A 1,201-nucleotide genomic window follows, 5' to 3' on the forward strand; every position below is an offset into this window, starting at 1 on the left:
GGCGCATGCTGCCGTGCTGCTTGGCCTGCTGTTGTCCGCAACCTGGGGAGTAGCCGAGCCACAGGCTGCTTCGCGGGTCTGCCGCCAGTTGGAAGCCGATCTTGCCGCGTCCTCGCGCGGCGGCGGTGGCGGTCCGGCGCTAGTCCGGAAATACGATTCCGCGATTGCCAGGCAGCATGAGCAGATTTCGAAGGCTCGCAGCCAGGCGAGCCAGGCCGGGTGCGGTTTTTCGCTGTTTGGCCGCAACCTCAATCAATGCGCCGGGCTCAACGCCACCATCGACCGCATGAATGCCAATCTCGACGCCTTGCAAAACAAGCGCGAGCGGCTGGCTGGCGGTGGCTCTCGCCGCGATCGCGGACGCATCCTGGCGGCGCTCGACGCCAATGGCTGCCGCGACGACACCGTTGCGCCTCGGCGTGCGCCTTTGCAGGAAGCGAACCGCGACGGCGGCAGCGCAAACCTGTTCGATCAGCTCTTCGGCGGCAACAGCAAGCAGCTCGATATGCTTGATGAACCCAACCAGCCCGACGATCCCAGCGAGGAGCGCAATGTCCGCCGTGTGCTCAACCAGCCCGGCGTACCGGATTTTCCGAGCGTCGGTGGCGAATTCCACACGTCCTGTGTGCGCACCTGCGACGGCTACTTTTTCCCTATGTCGAACTCGGCCTCGGCAGGCGATTTCGAACGCGACCAGAAGAATTGCGAATCGAGCTGCCCCGGCACCGAGATGCAGGTTTTCTATTCGCGCGGCATGGACGACGATTCGGCGTCGATGATGTCATCTGTCACCGGCCGACCTTACAGCGAATTGCCGACCGCCTATCTCTACAAGCGGCCCGGCATGTCGCGGCCGCCGGCTTGCGGCTGCAACGCCGCTGCGCAGGGCTTCCAGATCATTGCCGGCAATCCGCCGAATCCGGTGCAATCGCAGCCAGAGACAGACGCGTCATCATTCATTCCAGTCCCGGTTGCAAAACCTGATCCGGGCGCCGATCCCGAAACGCTGGCCAATCTGGAAGGTGGGCTCGACCGCGAGGCGATCAAGCGGCTTTCCGCCAGGCCGGTGACGTCGCCCGTGTCCGCGCTGCCGCCGGAACAGCGCAAGGTCAGGGTCGTCGGGCCAACGTTCCTTCCCGACCCATCAGCGGCAATAGATCTGCAAGCTCCGGCCCCGAAGGCAGTCCGGTAAGGGCTGTCC

Annotated in this window: 1 pseudogene; it reads left to right on the top strand. The window is 64.5% G+C overall.

The features are described from left to right. Positions 1-655: 655 nt before the first annotated feature. Positions 656-829: pseudogene (locus EN991_RS41890) on the top strand (DUF2865 domain-containing protein); the annotation flags it as partial. Between the last annotated feature and the right edge of the window lie 372 nt (positions 830-1,201).

The sequence above is a fragment of the Mesorhizobium sp. M7A.F.Ca.US.005.03.2.1 genome (assembly GCF_003997795.1).
Taxonomy (GTDB): Bacteria; Pseudomonadota; Alphaproteobacteria; order Rhizobiales; family Rhizobiaceae; genus Mesorhizobium; species Mesorhizobium ciceri.